Consider the following 15643-nt stretch of genomic DNA (forward strand, 5'->3'; position numbering starts at 1 on the left):
GCGACGGTCAGGCCGCTGCAGGGACCCGCGACAATGCCTCTTCGACCAGCTCCGGCCCGGCGCCGTCGCGCGTGGCGCCTTCGGAGAGCACCCGGCGCCACTGCCGCGCCCCAGGGCGACCGGCAAAGAGACCCAGCATGTGCCGGGTGATCTGGTGCAGCCTGCCGCCGCCGGCGAGGTGGCGCTCGATATAGGGCAGCATCGCCTGCACCGCCGCCTCGGGCGACACCGGATGGCCCGCCTCCCCGTAGATCCGCGCATCGGCATTGGCGAGGATATCCCACGGCTGGTGATAGGCGGCGCGCCCGATCATCACGCCGTCGAGCCCGTCCGCGAGCAGCGCCTCGGCGGTGCCAAGATCATCGATGCCGCCATTGATCGAGACATGCAGCTGCGGGAAGGCCCGCTTCATCTCGCGCACCAGATCGTAGTCGAGCGGCGGGATGTCCCGGTTCTCCTTGGGGCTCAGCCCCTGCAGCCAGGCCTTGCGGGCATGGATCACCACGCGCCCGCAGCCCGCCGCCGAGATCTTCTCGAGGAAGTCGGGCAGCACCTCGCGCGGCTCCTGCTCGTCCACGCCGATGCGGCACTTGACGGTGACGTCGATCTTCACCGCCTCTCGCATGGCGGCGACGCAGTCCGCGACAAGCTCCGGCGAGCGCATCAGCACCGCGCCGAAGGTGCCCGACTGGACCCGGTCCGAGGGGCAGCCGCAGTTGAGGTCGATCTGGTCATAGCCCGCCTGCTCGCCGAGCCTCGCCGCCTGCGCGAGCTCTTCCGTGTCCGAGCCGCCGAGCTGCAGCGCCACGGGATGTTCCTCGGGATTGAAGTCGAGCAGGTGCAGCGCGCCGCCGCGCACCAGCGCGGGCGCCGTGACCATCTCGGTATAGAGCAGCGCGCACCGCGACAGCAGCCGGTGCAGATACCGGCAATGCCGATCGGTCCAGTCCATCATGGGTGCGACGGAGAGGCGGGCCGCCCTGCGGACGTCCGAACCCCCTCGGTTTTCTTGCTCTGCGCTCATGGTCACCTGACCCGATTTCCTCGATTCACGGGGCTTTTGCCCCCGATTTCGGGGGCGGTGCAACAACTCTCGCCCCGAACCCCCGAATTGTTACGTCGCTCTTAAGCGCCTTTGGTGCCGCGCATAGGCACGACGGCTCGCTCGCTTACATTGCCGCGACATCGCCCCCGGAGCGCCGCTTCCGCCGCCGGGTGCGACCGCCCGGCGATCGGCAACATGGCCCCGAAAAGCGGCCTAGATGGGTACCATCATGGCGCGTCGGAAGGAAGGCCGAGGGAAGAACGACGTAGCGGAGATCAGCAAAATTGAGGCGAGAAGGATCGCCCCCCCCCCACTCAGAGAGAGCCTCCCGCGCAGGGCGATGCAGATCAGTCCGGGGACGGGAACTCGCCTCGAGCTGCGCGCATCAGGTTCCGAGAGGTGTTCGCGGCCCGGCGATTACCTCGAGCGGGTTGGAGCGGCCAAAGCGCAAGCCCCCCCGTGCAGACGGAAAAAGGCCGCGCACAGGGCGCGGCCTTTCAAGGCTCAGTTGCCTGGCGTCAGCTTGTAGATGGTGCCTTCGTCGATGGACGTATAGAGGCTGCCATCCGGTCCGGAGACCACGGAGCGGAAGCGGCCGGGATCCATCGGCAGCGTCATCTCGGTCACGTCGTAGACGTCGTTGTACTCGTCGTTGAACTGGATCACGTCGATGCGCTGACCGATCGGGGTCCCGCCAAAGCCGATGCCCATGATGCCGACCACCATCGCGCCATCCCAGTCGCCCCACTGCTCGCCCGAGAGGAATGCGGCGGAGGACGTGCCCTGAGACCAGCCGTTGTTGTTCCAGATCGGTGGCATGGCGTCCGGATAGGTCTCGAAGTCGGTCATCGGCATGAAGGCCGCACGCTCGTAGCGGTTCATGCCCTCTGCCTGGTTCGGGCTGTAGCCACAATAATCGTCCGGGCAGTCGCCGCGTCCGGCCATGTTCGGCCGCGGATCCCAACCGGCATTGCCGCCGTTTTCGAGGATGGTGATCTCGTCCGAGTGCCACGGCCCATGCTCGGCGGTGATCGCCGCGCCGGTTTCCGGGTGGAAGGCCAGGCCCTGAACGTTGCGGTGCCCGTAGGTGTAGGTGCGCTTGTCGAAGCCCTCGGGCGGGGCGTTGTCGGGGTGGGCGTTGCCGTCGGTGTCGATCCGGAGCACCTTGGACCCCATCATCGTCGGGCTCTGGGGCACCTCGGAGTTATGGGTGTCCCCGGTGGTCAGGTACAGCGCCCCGTCCGGGCCAAAGCGGACGCGTCCGCCATTATGCGCGCCCGGGCCCCCGAACGGGTGGTCCGACGCGGCCATCTTGTAAACCACGTCGTCCACGATGTCGGTGCGATCCGAAACCGAGCTGAAATCCTCGCTCAGCGTGAACCGCATCAGGCGGTTCGTGTGCGGGTCGGACATGTTCGACGTCGCATAGACGTAGATCCGGCGATTGCTTTCGAACTCTGGGTCGAAGGCGACCCCCATCATGCCCGCCTGCCCCTCGCAGAACAGGTCAGACCCCGACTCGGGATAGCCCTCGGCCTCGCCCACGCCATAGAGCGCGTTCACGCTCCCGTCCGGCATGAGCACCGACAGGCCGCTGCACTTTTCGGTAAACAGCATCGTGCCATCCTCGAGGAAGGCCATGTCCCACGGATTGTCGAGGTCATCCAGCACGACCTCCGAGGTCAGTTTCGTGGTGTTCATGCCGTCCTGCGCGAGGACCGGCGCAGCCAGCAGGCTGGTTCCGGCAAGCAAGGCTGCCACCACCGGCGGCTTGGATCTTTCAACGGAAAATTTCATGGTTTCCTCCCTTATATCGGCACCACCTGAACTGATGGCGCCACACCCGCTCCAGTCGGGATGTTCTTCGACCCGCCCCGGATCTCGGCTCAGGCTCTCCTGACGGGGCTTGGCGTGCGTTCTTCGATCGAGGCCGCCGTCACTCGAACGCGGTGGTGACGTAGACCGCAAGGCTGGCGATGTCTTCGTCGGACAGCTTCTTGGCGTGCTGGATCATCAGGATCGAGTTGGGGCCGATGGTTTCACCGGAGCGGTAGCGCTCCAACCGCTCGACGATATAGGTGGGCTCCTTGTCAGAGAGGCTGGGGTAGCTCGCCGCGCCCTGCGCCTTGTTTCCGTGACAGGCGCGGCAGGAGCGCGAGAAGATCTTCTTGGCCGCGGCAAGGTCGACATCCTGAAGCTCAGTGGCCGCGTCGGTCTTGGCCGCATCCGTGGTGTCTGCCTGCACCACGCCGGTGTCGCTGGCCGTGGCCTCCTTTTCGTCAGCCACGCCGACCGTGCCGATCAATGCCAGGCCGACGCCCAAGCAGATGGTTTTCCACATACGTTTATTCTCCGTCCTGCATTCCGCAATTCAAAGAAATAATGAAGATACATCATTACATCTGACCATGCCGCGGAAAGTCTGTATTGACGCGGCTGCGCTGGCCTGAGGGGCGCCCGGCCCTGCGCATCCGTGGGATTCGGACTTCACGGCACCGCTGGTCCCCAATTCCCGTCAATCGAACCGCCAAGACGTGCCGAGTCGGCCTGTCGCCCCGGATAGCCACGCCGGACCACTGGCGTCACGTTCGGTGAAGCGCCGGAGATGAAGCTGCGATGCAGGACGCCGCTCCGAGTAGGTCCAGAGAGCGTGCCCCTTCGATGGCCGGTTTGCGGAGTTCCGGCGGAGCGCCCTCTCCCCCCAGAGCCGATGGAAAATAACGGCAGGCGAAGGCGGAGGTCCGCGCGTCTCGCCCTTTGCGCGACAAAGCCGTTCACATCCGAACGCTGTCTGGTAGCGTCGCGCCGACTCGAAGGAAGACACATGAGACACTTAACACTCGGGCTGAGCACGATTTTTGCGATGCTCGCCAGCGCTGCAATGGCTGAAACGGTGGCCTTCACCCCAGAACCCGGCGACACGCGCAAATGGCGCATGGAGATGTCCGTCCGCCCCGGCCGCGAGGGCGAACCGCCGGACTACAGTTACGCCACCCAGCGCATCTCCTCGCTGACCCGGATGGAGGTTGTCGATGCCCAGACGCTGCATATCCTCCCGCTGTGGTTTCAGACCGTGGTGGCCGGTGAAACCTACGGCACGCAGGGGCCTCTCCCCGACAAGATGCGGCAGGCCATGGCGGAGGGATTCGAGGCCACGCTGAACGGCGGGGTCATTGCCGAGGTCACGCCGCACGGAACAACCGATGTCCCGCAGGAGATGATGACGGGGCTGAGCCAGCAGTTCGGCGCCGTCCTGCCCCCCGCGCGCCTCGAGGCCGAGGCGGGGTGGAGCACGGTGATCGAAGATTTCTCGGGCGTGCCGGACGTCACGGTGACCGTCACCCATGTCACGCAGGACAGCGTGTTCCTGCGCTATTCGGGCGAGGACGCTGCGTTCCGCCTCGCGGGGCTTGCGGTGGTGGATCGCGAGGAAGGCTGGCTGCGCCGCGTCGTCATGACCACCGACCAGACCGCCGAGGACGGCACCACCCTGCGCACCACCCTCGCGATGGCCCCGCAGGACTATCCCTTCCCCATCCATGCCGACTACACCTATGAGCGCCCCGACTGGCAGCCCGTGCCCGACAGCCTCTCTGCCATGACACCGCTGCCGACCGAAGCCGATATCTTTGCCCACGATCAGGGCCGCGTGCGCCTCGAGGCCGACCTTCCGACGCTGGATTTCACCCATCTGCACGAGAACATGGCCAATACCGGACGCTTGGTGCTCAGCGACCCGCAGGCGTTCCGGGGCAAGGCGCCGGTGGAGATGCCGATGCTGGCCCTGCCGTCGATCACCCTGCCGAACTATCACGAGGAAGACGGCGATCCGACTTTCACCTCCACCATGCTGATCCCCACGGAGCAGACGCAGATCCTGCCGGATGTGCTGGACGCGACCGGGATCCGCGCGACGGTGGCGTGGTATCCGGCGGCCCCCTTCACGATGACGCTGACCCCCGACGAAACCGGCCATGCCGAGGTGACGAAGAACGGCGCCACCGCGCGGCTCTCTCCGACCGAGGAGGGATTCGAGCTGATCGTGTCGGGGCGCGAGGGTGACGACTTCATGTGGGCCGTCGACAAAGGCACGGAGGCGGGCAGCATGATCTATGCCGCCGATCGCGGGCCGGACTGGCTGGTGCCTGCCGAAAGCCTTGCGCGTCGCATCGCCGCGCCGCAGTACAGCAGCGTGCGCGTGGCACTGAAGACCGAGGCCCCCGCGCCCACCCTGTCGGTGCGTGTGATCCGTCACCCGGACACCCCTGCCGCGACGCGCGAGATCACGTTCCTGACCGATCAAGGGCGGCTGCGCGAGGAGGCGCATGACAAAGATGGTCGCCCGGTCCTGCGCGATCCGTCGCAGGATCGTACCCCGAGCCCGCCGGCTGACTCGCCATGACCTTCGGTCGGGCCATTCGCACCTGCCTGCGCAAGGTCTTCCGCTTCGGCGGGCGGGCCTCGCGGGCGGAATACTGGCTCTTCGTGCTGGCTCTGGTCATCGCGAACTGGCTCGCCGGCGCGCTGGATTACATGCTCTTCGACGGCCTGCACCCCCTCGGCGCCTTGCTTGCCATCGTCGCCGTCCTGCCGATGACCTCCGCCGGGTGGCGGCGCCTGCACGATGTGGACCGGCGCGGCTGGTGGCTGCTGCTGCCGGGGGCTGCCACGCTGGTTTTCCTTGTCGGCGCCTTCGTCCTTCGCGGCCTGACCGCGCAGCCGATGGCGGAGATCCCGACCGTCAGCAACTCCGAAGGCTGGCTCTACACCATCCTGCTGGGCGCCCCGGCGGTCTCGCTCGTCACGACGATCTGGCTCATCGTGCTGCTGGCTCGGCGGGGCGATCCGCAGGAGAACCGCTTCGGCCCGGCACCGCAGGACGGATGATGGCGCACCGGATGAGATATCATCTGTCGATCCCGGGCGGCCCGGCCCGCCCCTGCACGGCTGCCGCCCTGCAACCGGGGCGGCGTCCGTCATGATCCCCGTGGCGCAAGGGGGACTGACGCTCCTGCTGGTGGTCTGGCAGGCGATCGCGGCGATCGGCGTCGTCGCGCTGGCCTTCGCCCACAAGGAGGGGCAGCGGCGTCCGTTCTTCCGGCGCCACCCGTTTCTCTACGGCCTGATCTGGCTGATCGTCGCGCCCGTGGCGGGCGCCTACCTGCTGCTTTCGGCGGCAGCGATGGCGGCCCTGCTCTGGATGTGGCTCAGCGGAGATTTCGCTTGACTATGAAAGGACTTCACATGCGTTCACTCGCTCTCATCGCACCGCTGCTCTGGGCCGTCCCGGCCCTTGCCGAACCGGTGACCTTCCAGCCCGCCCCGGACAGCACGCGAAGCTACAGCCTCTCCGTCGGCGACGAGGCCCGCCCGCTGGCCTTCGACGGGCTCTATGGCCGCTATCTCGACACCTATCTCGACGTGACGGCGACAGAAGACGGGGTGCACACGACCCCGACGCGCGTCGAACTGCGGGAAGAGAACCAGTACGCAAACTCATCCGCGCCGGGGCAGTGGTCGGACGACCTGACCGCCCTGCAACGCGCCGGTTATGACACGGTGATCTCGGGCGACGATACGGCCCGCACCGTCACCAGCGCCGCCCCTGACGTGGAACAGGGCGCAGGCGACAAGGCCGTCCAGCTGCACGCCGCCGTGTCCGATCCCTTCGCCGGCCCCGCTTTCCCGATTACGGTTCAGGCCGAGGAGGGCTGGTCGACCACCCTTCCGGAGCTGGGCAGCTACGAGGACGTGGAGGTGCGCGTGACCGCGGTGACAGACGACGAGGTGCGCGTCGCCTTCGCGGGCGGTACCGGCCCCGACACGCCCGCCGAAGCTGATGATCCCCGCCCGTGGCGCACCCGCGGCCACCGCATCGCCGGGCTCGCCGTTCTGGATCGTGCCGAGGGATGGGTGATCCGTCAGGTTGTCACCCGTGAAACGACGCTGACGCTCGATGGCAAGAAGCTGCCCTCCCGCCGCACGACCGTGCTGATGCCGCTGACCGACGGCGAGGAGAGCTTTGCCGCAGAAGGCAGCCGGTGGCCCCGCGACATCGAGAAGGTGATGGCGCCCGCGGAGCTGCCCCCCGCCACCGAGGACCAGATGTTCGGAGACGAGGCGACCTTCGAATTCTTCGGCGCGCCCGCCCTTCTGGGCATTCCTGCCGAGATCGAGAGCTTCGTTCAGGCCGGCAGGATGACGTTCACCGATCTGCGCATGATCGATGAAGCCGGAGAGCCCGTCGATATCCGTACTCATATCGGCACCGTCTATGCACAACCGTTCTTCGGTTATCCCGAGCGGCTCCGCTCTGCCGCCCTCGTGACCCCGAACGTGATCGGCCCCGTGATGCTCGATCAGATGTCCAGCATGACGGCAGAGGTCGCCTGGTATCCCTCGACGACACAGACGATCGAACTGACCGCGGACGAGGACGGGCGAGGGTCCGTCGAGAGCGACGGTGTGCGGGCCGACCTGCAGCCGGGCGAGGCACCCGGCACCTACATCCTGCGCTACAGCGGGCGGAAGAACGATCTGATCACATGGACGGGGCCGGAGGAGATGTCGGGCCAGGCCGCGCTCTATGCCCATGATCGCGGACCTGACTGGCTCTCCCCTGAAGAAAGCCAGGTCCGCATGTACGCGGCCGAGCACCCCGAGGGCCAAACCCTGGTCCTGCGCACCGAAACCGCCCCGCAGACCATTCGCCTCCGGCTGGACCGCCCTGCCGAGGAGCCTCAGGTCCGCCGGGACATCACCTTCTCGCCGCGCGAGTACGGCCGCTGAGGCGGGCGTCAGATCGGCAGACGTCAGCGTGGGCGTTTGCCGATCGGGCCGCCGGTCATGCGCAAGGGGCTTTGCCTTGGAGCTGACGTCGCACTGCACCCTGCAGGAAGGTCATCCCGGGGGCGGTTGCGCTCGTCGGTCCTGACAGAGCCCCACGACCAGCCATTCCGCTTCGGGCAATATATGCGCGCCCGGCGCCGAGCTGGCGCGGTTGCGGTCCACGAGGCCCTAGCCAGTGGTCTGACCTATCGGAGCGAACTAGGTAAGGCATCAGCCCAACGCGAGACGTACCGAATGGCTGAACGTATGCCGACCGAAGCAGGCCGTGATGCCGTCATCACTCACGGCATCGTCACCGACAATCCGGAAGCCCTGCTCCGCGGCACCGGTTGGCAAGCGGTGTGGGCCGTCTTCCGCGAAGGCGGTTTGCGGCTCTGGAGCGATGATGCCTTCGGCCTGGCAGGCAACGTCGCCTTTCGTGTGCTCATGGCCATCTTCCCGTTCCTGATCTTCACCTCCTCGCTGACCGCCTTCATCGGCAATGAAGACATGGCCGACGATCTGGTCTCGTTCCTCATCGCCATCGTGCCGGAGGCGCTGATCGAGCCCATCGTCTCGGAAGTTCGCCAGGTGATGACGGTCCAACGCGGTGGCGTCCTGTCGCTGGGTATCCTGCTGACCATCTGGTTCGCGGTCGGTGGCGTTGACGGCGTCCGGGTCGGCCTCAATCGCGCCTACGGGGTCCGCGAGACCCGCCCGTGGTACATGCTGTATCCCCTGATGGCCCTGATGGTGGTGATCGCGAGCCTGGTGCTGGTGCTGGTCGGCTACCTGCTTGTCCTCGCCCCGCGTGCCGGTTCTTGGCTGCACATCCTGTTTCCCGAGTTCGATCCGTCCTCCGTGACGGTCAGCCTCGTGCGCTATCCGTCAGCGGCGCTCATCCTCATCGCGGCCCTGTTCCTCGCCCATGTGCTGCTTCCGGCACGCCGCACGCGCTTTTCCTCGATCTATCCCGGCGTACTCTTCACGGTTGTCTCGTGGAGCGCACTGACGGTCGCCTTCTCGTTCTACCTCGGGCACTTTGCGGCCTACGCCAGCTATTATGGCGGCCTCGCGGGGATCATTGCCGCGCTCTACTTCATGTACCTGGCGGCCCTCGTTCTCATCTTTGGCGGAGAACTCAACCGGGCGATACGGATCCGCCGCCTGTCGCGCGCGATGCGCGGCCGAAAGTAGGCTTCGCGACATCGCAATGCGCCGCCATCTCCCGCCCTGTCCGGACGTTCAAGGAACCGGAGATCGCTGCGCCGCCGCTTCCCTTTGCCCGCCGCTCGCGGCGACGTGCGGCAGCGTCTCGCGGCCCGAGGCCCGCACTGCGGAGGAACCGCGCGGTCGCCGCGCAGCAAGGGGCCGTCCGCCGGATACGGCTCATGGCGCCGGCGGCGAACCGGGGTCTACCTGTTTCTGCGCGGTCACAGAGGCCAGTCTTCCGAGCCTCTTATCGCGCAAGGATCTCCGACATCCGCTCCCGCGCTCGGGTCGGCAGCGCATCGGGCAGCGGCGCTGCCTTAGCCACCTCCCCCACGTCGACGATCATCACCATGCCCATCGCATAATGCGGCGAGCACTTGATGCCGTAGCGGCCCTCGACCTCGAAGACGACCAAGAGTTCCTCGTCGATCTTTCCGATGAAGCGCCCGGCTCCGTCGGGCAGCATCTCGGGGATCGACGCCGCGTTGTGGCCGCGCTGCGTGGGCAGGAAGCGGACCGTGTCGCCGGCGGCAATCTCGAGATAGGCGGGTTCGTAGACCATCGCACCGGTGTCCCCGCGGGTGAGCATGGCCACGTCGTGGATTTCGGCATGTCCGATGGTGGGCAGAAGGGCGAGCAAAGCAATCGACAAGCGCATGGGAAATCCTTCAAAGGGCATGAGAAAAGTGCAGGCGCGGCGCGCCGTCGGGCGCCGCATGGCGCGTCGCCGCGACGCCGAAGACCTCGGCCAGCAGCGTTTCGTTCAGAACCTCTGACGGGGCACCGGTGGCGAACAGTCGCCCGCCGCGGAGCACCCCGATCCGGTCGCAGGCCGTGGCCTGATTGAGATCATGCAGCGCGATGACGCGGGTGATCGGCAGGCGCCCGACGAGGTCCAGCAGCGAAAGCTGATGGCGGATGTCGAGATGGTTGGTCGGCTCGTCCAGAAGGAGCAGTTCGGGGGCCTGCGCGAGCGCCCGGGCGATGTGGACGCGCTGCCGTTCGCCGCCCGAGAGGGTGTGCCAGAGGCGGGTGGCAAAGGCGGTCATCTCCACCGCTTTGAGCGCGTCCGACACCGCCGCATCGTCGATCTCGCTCCAGCCCCGCAGCGGCGAAAGATAAGGCGTTCGCCCAAGTTCGACCGCGTTGCGGACCGTCAGGCGGTCCGTCGTGTCGGCCTGCTGCTCGACGAAAGCGATGCGCCGCGCGCGTCGCCTCGCGGGCATCCGTTTGAGGTCCGCCCCGTCGGCCAGAACGCGCCCGGCGGAGGGCCGGCTCAGCCCGGCGAGACAGCGCATCAGGGTCGACTTGCCCGATCCGTTGGGACCGATCAGGCCGAACAGCTCCCCCGGTTCGATCCGGAAGGTCATGTCTTCGAGAAGCGGCGTGCGATGCACGCGCGCCGACAGGGCCTGCACCTCGATCTTCATCGCCGCGCCCCCCGCACGAGGATCAGCGCGAAGGCCGGCGCGCCGACGAGCGCGGTCACCACCCCGATCGGCAGCACCTGCCCCGGGACGATGACGCGGCTGATCACATCCGCCGCGACGAGGAACACGGCCCCCGCAAGCGCCGAGGCGGGCACCAGACGATCGTGGCGCGCGCCGACGAGGAAGCGCATGGCGTGGGGCACGACAAGGCCCACGAAGCCGATCGCCCCCACCTTCGAGACAAGCACGCCCACCATGATCGCGGTCGCCGTGATGAGGCTCCCGCGCAGGGCCGGGACGTTGATCCCGAGGGAGGCCGCCCCGTCCGCCCCGAAGGAAAAGGCGTCGAGCCCGCGCCGGTGCCAGATGCACAGGCCCACCCCCGCAATGGAGACGAGGCTGCAGGAGGCGACATCCTCCCACCGAACGCCGGAGAGGTTGCCCATGAGCCAGAACATGATGCCGCGCGCCTGCTCGGCATTGGCCGAGCGCGCGATGACAAAGGCCGTCAACGCATTGAACATCTGCGACCCGGCGATGCCGGCGAGGATGATTGCCGCGGCGGCCTGCGTCGCGCGGCCGCCGCCTGCCCCTCCGCTCACCGCGTGGGCCAGCACGACGACGCAGCCGAAGGCGAGCAGCGCTCCGCCCAGCGCCCCGAGCGACATCGAGACCGCGCCGCCGCCCACGCCCGCCACCGTCACCAGAACCGCCCCGGTCGATGCCCCCGCGGACAGGCCCATGAGGTAGGGGTCGGCGAGCGGGTTGCGCAGCAGCGCCTGCAGCACGACGCCGGTCAGCGCCAGCCCGGCACCGCAGCAGGCAGCCACGATGGCCCGCGGCAGGCGATAGCTCCAGATGATCCCGGCATCGATCCTGTCGACGGGATAGCCGGCCTCCCAAAGCTGGTTGGCGAGGGTCTGCAGCACCGTGATGAACGGCAGGCGGGTCTCTCCGATCGCGGTGCCGGCCAGGATGGTCAGCGCCAGGACGACCGGGGCGAGCAGGAGGCCGCGCCGCGGTGCCGTGCGAAGCGGCGCGGCCACGACCGTCATTCGAACGACATCTCCGACAGCGCGTCGGACAGGGTTTCCAGCCCGTAGATCGACCGCATGGTCGCGCTCATCGCATGGGCATCCATCTGCACGATCCGTCCTTCCTGCACAGCCGTCATCTGGCTTGCGACGGGGTCGTTGCGCAGGAACTCCAGCTTCTGCTCGACATCGTCGGCCGGGAAGCGGCGACGGTCCATATAGGCGATGACGATGACGTCCGGATCCGCGCGGGCGATGCTCTCCCACCCGACCGTCGGCCATTCCTCGTCGGACTTGATGACGTTGTCGATGCCGAGCGCGTCCATCATGTAGCCCGGCGCGCCGAGCTGCCCCGCCACGTAGGGGTCGATCTCGACATCGGCGGACGAGAACCAGAACACCGCCGACAGGTCGTCCGGCAGGTCGACATCTTCGGCGCGGGCGATCGCGTCGGCCTCGATGGCCTTCAGGTCTGCGACCAGCGTCTCGCCCGCCTCCGCCACGTCGAAGATCTGGGACAATTCGCGAATGCCCTTGTAGACCGACGCGGTTTCGAACGCGCCGGTGCGGGTGCCGTCGCCGCCGGTGGAGTTGTCCTTGGTGTCGCAATCGGCCGGCATGATGTAGGTCGGGATGCCGATGTCGTGGAACATCTCGCGCGTGCCCACGATCCCGCTTTCGCCCACGTGCCATTCGTATTGCACGGCGACGAGGCCGGGTTTCTTCGCCACCACGCTTTCGAAGCTGGGATCGTTGTCGGCCAGCCGTTCGATGCCCGCGTTCACCTCGGCATATTCCGGCAGCACCGGGTTGAACCAGACCGCGGTGCCCGAGACCTTCGGCGCTAGGCCGAGGGAATAGAGCGTCTCGGTCGCCGATTGTCCGATGGTCACCGCACTGCCCGGCGCGGCGTCGAAAGACAGCTCGACGCCGCAATTCGTCAATGTCAGGGGGTAGTCCGTCTGCTGCGCGTGTAGGGCACCTGCCGCAGCCACCACTAGCGTAGCCGTCATCAAGGTCTGTCTCATCCGATCCGTCCCGTCAGATAGGACCGTCTGGGGCAAGACGCGAAACGGAGTGCGGCCGGGCCGGCCACGTCGAGTTTCCCGCCCCGGCACACCCCGTCCGGTCATGGTTTATGCTCGTCGGCAGGTCTCCTGACTGGCGGGTCGCGGCACCTCTCGCCTTCCCGGGACGATCCCAGTGGCATATCGAGAGGCGCTCACCGCCTACAGTTGCGGGGGCAGTTCCGTTTCCCGGCCAAGACCGGAACGGATTCCCTTTTCATTCCCGAAGGAAACCGACACCGAGACCAGTGGCAGGTTTTTCCGAAGCTGGCAATCAGCAGTCGCGCGTCATCTTGTCAGACCGGGCGCGAGACCGGCGGGCCCTCAGTGCCGGAAGATGACGGGTGCAGCGAGGGCGATGACAGACGCCCCCGCGCCCGGGACGCGTGCCCTCGATCTCGCCAGGCGCCTGGTCCGGTTGGCGCTCAGCCCGCAGGATGATCCAGGCACAGCTCGATGAAGGCCCGCAGAGGCCGCGGCGCGTGGCGGTTCGGATAGTACAGGCGAGGCCCGGTGCGGGCGGGCCAGTGTTCGGGCAGGATCGGCACGAGATCGCCGCGCGTGAAATCCGCCTCCAGCCAATTGCGGAACGTCGCGATGATGCCGATGCCGGCGCGCGCGAACCCGAGGCCCGTGTTGATCGCGTTGACGCCGAGGACAAGCCGCGGGATCGGTTCGACCGCGATCGTTCCGCCATCCTCGACCAACTGCCACGGCAGGAGCCGGCCGTCCGGCAGGCGGTAGCGGATCGCCTGATGTTCGATCAGATCGTGCGGTGCCGTCGGCGTGCCGTGCGCGTCGAGGTACGCCGGCGCGGCGGCAAGGGCAATCTGCTGCATCCGCGGGCCAACCGGCACCGAGATCATGTCCTGCGCGAGAATGTCCTCGTAGCGGATGCCGGCGTCGCAACCGGCGGCCACAATGTCGACGATGCCGTTCTCGACAACGATTTCCACCTCCACGTCGGGATGGCGCGCATGAAACGCGGCGAGCAGCGGAGGCAGCATGTCGGGCATGACCGCCCCCGGCACGTTGAGCTTGAGCCGGCCGGTCACGCGGTCCGCGCCCTCCGCCGCCTCGGCGCGGGCGGCATCGAGCCCTTCCAGCAGGGGACCGATCCGTTCGGCCAGCGTGCGCCCGGCATCGGTGGTCGAAACGCTGCGCGTCGTGCGCCGCAACAGAGGCACGCCCAACTCGGCCTCCATCCGCGCGACCGTGGTGCTGACCTTCGAGGGCGCGAGGCCGAGCCGCCGCGACGCGGCGCGGAAGCCCCCCTCGCGGACGACGGTGTGAAAGATCGCGAGGTCGTCGAAGGAATCTCTGTTCTTCATGGAGAACACCGTATTCGAAAACCGGCGCGTAGTCACCGTTACCCGGAACAGCTAGATCCCTGTCGTGGGGGCACCGACGTGGTCGGGTCCGCCCGCTGCTGAAGGGAGACCGCTATGCTCATCGTCACGGGAGCGACCGGACAGCTTGGCCGGAGGGTCGTGGATCATCTGAGGGCGTTTGTGCCCGCGGATCGGATCGGGGTCAGCACCCGCGACCCGAGCCGGGCCGCCGATCTCCCTGAGGCGGGCATCCGCGTGCGGCGCGGCGACTACGACGACCCTGCCAGCCTGCGCCATGCGTGGGAGGGCGCGGAACGGATCTTGCTCGTGTCCTCGAACGCCGCAGCCCGCGGGGGCGATCCGATCGCGCAGCACCGCGTGGCGATCGACATGGCGCGCGAGGTTGGCGTCGGGCGCCTGCTCTATACGAGCCAGATCTCGGCGTCTCCGGAGTCGCAGTTCCCGCCCGGACGCGATCATGCGGCCACCGAGTCCATGCTGGCCGGGTCCGGCCTCGCCTGGACCGCGCTGCGCCACGGGTTCTACGCGGCAAGCGCTCTTGAAATGAACGCCCACGGCTTTGCGCGGGGGGCGCTCGTCGGCCCCGAAGACGGCAAGGTCGCCTGGGTCACGCATGACGACCTCGCCGAGGCCGATGCCCGGCTGCTCGCCGGGAAAGAGACGATCAACGGTGCCACGCCCCCGCTCACCGGGGCCGAAGCTCTCGACCTTGCGGCGCTCGCCCGCCTCGCCTCGGAGGTGACGGGCCGCGACATCACGCGGGAGGTGGTGTCGGAAGAGGAGATCGCGCGTCGCGCGCGGCAGACCGGCGCCCCTGAGGGCGCGATCGCCGTGATGACGGGCTATTTCCGGGCCGCAAGAGCGGGCGAGTTCAACCGCCCGGACCCGACCCTCGCCCGCCTTCTCGGGCGCGCCACGGTTCCGATGCGGGCCGTACTGGCCCGTGCATCGCTCTGAGGTGGGCATGGGACGACGCCTGTTACGCTGGTGCGGGCGGGATCGACACCCCCATCGGACCGGCCGTCGCGTCCGCCGACCCCCGAGGCCCTTAGAGCAATCATCCAGCGCCTACAGACCACTGACCTCACCAAACCGGGAACCAAGATCATGACACAGACCATCGCCCTTACCGGCCTTCACCATGTCGGCGCCACCGTGCGCGACCTCGATGCGAGCATCGCTTGGTATCGGAATACGCTGGGTTTCGAGCTGCTTTCCACATACGGCTGGCCCGGCGTGCGCGCGGCGTTCATCGGCCGCGGCGACATCCGGATCGAACTCTTCCAGAATGAGGCGGCAACGCCGATGAGCGAGGACCGCCGCCGGCCCGACACCAACCTCAAGATCGGCGGGATCGGCCATCTGGCGCTCGCGGTGGCCGATCTCGAGGCAGCGGTTGCCGAGCTTCGGAGACGGAAGGTGGAGATCGTCGCCCCGCCCCGCGACGTTCCCGACGGCAGCGAGTCGCGCTTTGCCTTCATCCACGACAACGAAGGAATGCTCGTGGAGCTGTTCCAGCCGGGATGAGCCGGTAGCGGCGCGACGACGCCCCGGAACAGGCTGAGGTGCCCGTCAGGGTCCGGTCATCCTGCGATCCCGACCGCAGAACCGACACGCGCCCCTGCTGTGAACTTGGCGAAAGCACATTTGCCCGGGAGCGCCACACCACCGCCCC

The 15643-nt window shown here is 67.6% G+C and carries 15 protein-coding genes and 1 riboswitch; of the genes, 7 read left to right on the plus strand and 8 right to left on the minus strand.

Annotation, left to right across the window (positions count from 1 at the left end):
- Nucleotides 1-7: 7 nt before the first annotated feature.
- From dusA to LCM15_RS09150, 3 genes are all read right to left on the minus strand, one after another.
- Complete coding sequence (dusA, locus tag LCM15_RS09140) at nt 8-1024, minus strand: tRNA dihydrouridine(20/20a) synthase DusA (RefSeq protein ID WP_224855599.1); 1017 nt, start codon at nt 1022-1024, stop codon at nt 8-10.
- Nucleotides 1025-1549: 525 nt separating this feature from the next.
- A complete protein-coding gene (locus tag LCM15_RS09145) occupies nt 1550-2842 on the minus strand; it encodes a PQQ-dependent sugar dehydrogenase (RefSeq protein ID WP_224855602.1) in 1293 nt (430 codons plus the stop codon).
- Between the two features lie 139 nt (nt 2843-2981).
- Nucleotides 2982-3386, minus strand: a complete 405-nt coding sequence (locus tag LCM15_RS09150) for a c-type cytochrome (protein ID WP_224855604.1) — start codon at nt 3384-3386, stop codon at nt 2982-2984.
- A 483-nt stretch (nt 3387-3869) separates the two neighbouring features.
- Between LCM15_RS09150 and LCM15_RS09155 the strand changes: the two genes are divergently transcribed.
- The 5 genes from LCM15_RS09155 (at nt 3870) to LCM15_RS09175 (ending at nt 9070) form a co-directional block, all read left to right on the plus strand.
- Complete coding sequence (locus LCM15_RS09155; protein WP_224855606.1) at nt 3870-5447, plus strand: hypothetical protein; 1578 nt, start codon at nt 3870-3872, stop codon at nt 5445-5447.
- The gene (locus LCM15_RS09160) at nt 5444-5932 is read left to right on the plus strand and encodes a DUF805 domain-containing protein (RefSeq protein ID WP_224855608.1); all 489 of its coding nucleotides are present in this window, start codon (nt 5444-5446) and stop codon (nt 5930-5932) included. Before LCM15_RS09155 ends, LCM15_RS09160 begins: the two co-directional genes overlap by 4 nt.
- A gap of 91 nt (nt 5933-6023) precedes the next feature.
- Nucleotides 6024-6272, plus strand: a complete 249-nt coding sequence (locus tag LCM15_RS09165; RefSeq protein ID WP_224855610.1) for a hypothetical protein — start codon at nt 6024-6026, stop codon at nt 6270-6272.
- 17 nt (nt 6273-6289) lie between these two features.
- Nucleotides 6290-7834 carry a hypothetical protein gene (locus LCM15_RS09170; protein WP_224855612.1) on the plus strand — a complete coding sequence of 515 codons (1545 nt, stop codon included), beginning with the start codon at nt 6290-6292 and terminating at the stop codon, nt 7832-7834.
- A 294-nt stretch (nt 7835-8128) separates the two neighbouring features.
- On the plus strand, nt 8129-9070 hold the full coding sequence (locus tag LCM15_RS09175; RefSeq protein WP_224855614.1) for a YihY/virulence factor BrkB family protein: 942 nt from the start codon (nt 8129-8131) through the stop codon (nt 9068-9070).
- A 262-nt stretch (nt 9071-9332) separates the two neighbouring features.
- Here LCM15_RS09175 and LCM15_RS09180 read toward each other — a convergent pair whose 3' ends face one another.
- The 5 genes from LCM15_RS09180 to LCM15_RS09200 form a co-directional block, all read right to left on the minus strand.
- Nucleotides 9333-9743, minus strand: coding sequence for a pseudoazurin (locus LCM15_RS09180; RefSeq protein ID WP_224855616.1), 411 nt, complete (start codon nt 9741-9743; stop codon nt 9333-9335).
- A gap of 10 nt (nt 9744-9753) precedes the next feature.
- Nucleotides 9754-10515 (minus strand): ABC transporter ATP-binding protein, encoded by a 762-nt coding sequence (locus LCM15_RS09185; RefSeq protein ID WP_224855618.1) that lies wholly within the window; start codon nt 10513-10515, stop codon nt 9754-9756.
- On the minus strand, nt 10512-11570 hold the full coding sequence (locus tag LCM15_RS09190) for a FecCD family ABC transporter permease (RefSeq protein ID WP_224855620.1): 1059 nt from the start codon (nt 11568-11570) through the stop codon (nt 10512-10514). Before LCM15_RS09190 ends, LCM15_RS09185 begins: the two co-directional genes overlap by 4 nt.
- Entirely contained in the window at nt 11567-12577 is a 1011-nt protein-coding gene (locus LCM15_RS09195; RefSeq protein ID WP_224855622.1) for an ABC transporter substrate-binding protein, read from the minus strand. Before LCM15_RS09195 ends, LCM15_RS09190 begins: the two co-directional genes overlap by 4 nt.
- A 101-nt stretch (nt 12578-12678) precedes the next feature.
- A riboswitch (cobalamin riboswitch) is annotated at nt 12679-12869 on the minus strand.
- Between the two features lie 172 nt (nt 12870-13041).
- Nucleotides 13042-13947 carry a LysR family transcriptional regulator gene (locus tag LCM15_RS09200; protein WP_224855624.1) on the minus strand — a complete coding sequence of 302 codons (906 nt, stop codon included), beginning with the start codon at nt 13945-13947 and terminating at the stop codon, nt 13042-13044.
- A 114-nt stretch (nt 13948-14061) separates the two neighbouring features.
- Between LCM15_RS09200 and LCM15_RS09205 the strand changes: the two genes are divergently transcribed.
- Together LCM15_RS09205 and LCM15_RS09210 are read left to right on the plus strand one after the other, a co-directional pair.
- Nucleotides 14062-14925, plus strand: coding sequence for an NAD(P)H-binding protein (locus LCM15_RS09205; protein WP_224855626.1), 864 nt, complete (start codon nt 14062-14064; stop codon nt 14923-14925).
- 150 nt (nt 14926-15075) lie between these two features.
- Nucleotides 15076-15495 carry a VOC family protein gene (locus tag LCM15_RS09210; RefSeq protein ID WP_224855628.1) on the plus strand — a complete coding sequence of 140 codons (420 nt, stop codon included), beginning with the start codon at nt 15076-15078 and terminating at the stop codon, nt 15493-15495.
- Nucleotides 15496-15643 lie beyond the last annotated feature (148 nt).

Source organism: Salipiger bermudensis (genome assembly GCF_020171625.1).
Lineage (GTDB): Bacteria > Pseudomonadota > Alphaproteobacteria > Rhodobacterales > Rhodobacteraceae > Salipiger > Salipiger bermudensis_B.

Excerpts from the sequence above, each read along its gene's own strand:
- dusA (WP_224855599.1), bottom strand. The coding sequence starts at position 1,024 with ATGAGCGCAGAGCAAGAAAACCGAGGGGGTTCGGACGTCCGCAGGGCG.
- LCM15_RS09145 (WP_224855602.1), bottom strand. The coding sequence starts at position 2,842 with ATGAAATTTTCCGTTGAAAGATCCAAGCCGCCGGTGGTGGCAGCCTTG.
- LCM15_RS09150 (WP_224855604.1), bottom strand. The coding sequence starts at position 3,386 with ATGTGGAAAACCATCTGCTTGGGCGTCGGCCTGGCATTGATCGGCACG.
- LCM15_RS09155 (WP_224855606.1), top strand. The coding sequence starts at position 3,870 with ATGAGACACTTAACACTCGGGCTGAGCACGATTTTTGCGATGCTCGCC.
- LCM15_RS09160 (WP_224855608.1), top strand. The coding sequence starts at position 5,444 with ATGACCTTCGGTCGGGCCATTCGCACCTGCCTGCGCAAGGTCTTCCGC.
- LCM15_RS09165 (WP_224855610.1), top strand. The coding sequence starts at position 6,024 with ATGATCCCCGTGGCGCAAGGGGGACTGACGCTCCTGCTGGTGGTCTGG.
- LCM15_RS09170 (WP_224855612.1), top strand. The coding sequence starts at position 6,290 with ATGCGTTCACTCGCTCTCATCGCACCGCTGCTCTGGGCCGTCCCGGCC.
- LCM15_RS09175 (WP_224855614.1), top strand. The coding sequence starts at position 8,129 with ATGGCTGAACGTATGCCGACCGAAGCAGGCCGTGATGCCGTCATCACT.
- LCM15_RS09180 (WP_224855616.1), bottom strand. The coding sequence starts at position 9,743 with ATGCGCTTGTCGATTGCTTTGCTCGCCCTTCTGCCCACCATCGGACAT.
- LCM15_RS09185 (WP_224855618.1), bottom strand. The coding sequence starts at position 10,515 with ATGAAGATCGAGGTGCAGGCCCTGTCGGCGCGCGTGCATCGCACGCCG.
- LCM15_RS09190 (WP_224855620.1), bottom strand. The coding sequence starts at position 11,570 with ATGACGGTCGTGGCCGCGCCGCTTCGCACGGCACCGCGGCGCGGCCTC.
- LCM15_RS09195 (WP_224855622.1), bottom strand. The coding sequence starts at position 12,577 with ATGAGACAGACCTTGATGACGGCTACGCTAGTGGTGGCTGCGGCAGGT.
- LCM15_RS09200 (WP_224855624.1), bottom strand. The coding sequence starts at position 13,947 with ATGAAGAACAGAGATTCCTTCGACGACCTCGCGATCTTTCACACCGTC.
- LCM15_RS09205 (WP_224855626.1), top strand. The coding sequence starts at position 14,062 with ATGCTCATCGTCACGGGAGCGACCGGACAGCTTGGCCGGAGGGTCGTG.
- LCM15_RS09210 (WP_224855628.1), top strand. The coding sequence starts at position 15,076 with ATGACACAGACCATCGCCCTTACCGGCCTTCACCATGTCGGCGCCACC.